The organism is Mycobacterium sp. 050134, assembly GCF_036409085.1.
GTDB lineage: Bacteria > Actinomycetota > Actinomycetes > Mycobacteriales > Mycobacteriaceae > Mycobacterium.
The window spans coordinates 1-371 of sequence record NZ_JAZGLV010000087.1 but is presented as its reverse complement, the minus strand read 5'-3'; the positions used below and the strand labels follow the sequence as shown (position 1 = coordinate 371).

Here is a 371-nt window from a genome sequence, read left to right as displayed (position 1 = left end):
GGTCAAACCGGGGGTAGCGGCAGCAACGGCGCCTCCGGCGGCGCCGGCGGAATCGGCGGCTCCGCCGGCATTGGTGGCACCAACGGCGCAGGCGGTGTCGGCGGCAACGGCGGAGTAGGCGGCACCGGCGGGCAAGGCGGAACCGGTCTTAACGCGACAGGCTTACCCGGAAACGGGACCGATGGAGGTTCTGGTGGTACAGGCGGTGCGGCCGGAGCTGGCGGCGCAGCCGGCACCGGAGCCGGCACCGCCGGTAACACCGGCAACGCCGGCATTGGCGGCGCCGGTGGCCACGGCGGCACCGGCGGTGATGGAGCCGCCGGCCTGGCCTCCACCGCGGCCGGTCAAACCGGCGGCACCGGCAGCAACGG

At 75.2% G+C, this 371-nt stretch carries 1 pseudogene; it reads right to left on the bottom strand.

Annotation, left to right across the window (positions count from 1 at the left end):
• Positions 1–162: 162 nt before the first annotated feature.
• Positions 163–371, bottom strand: a pseudogene (locus tag SKC42_RS27515) (PE family protein); the annotation flags it as partial.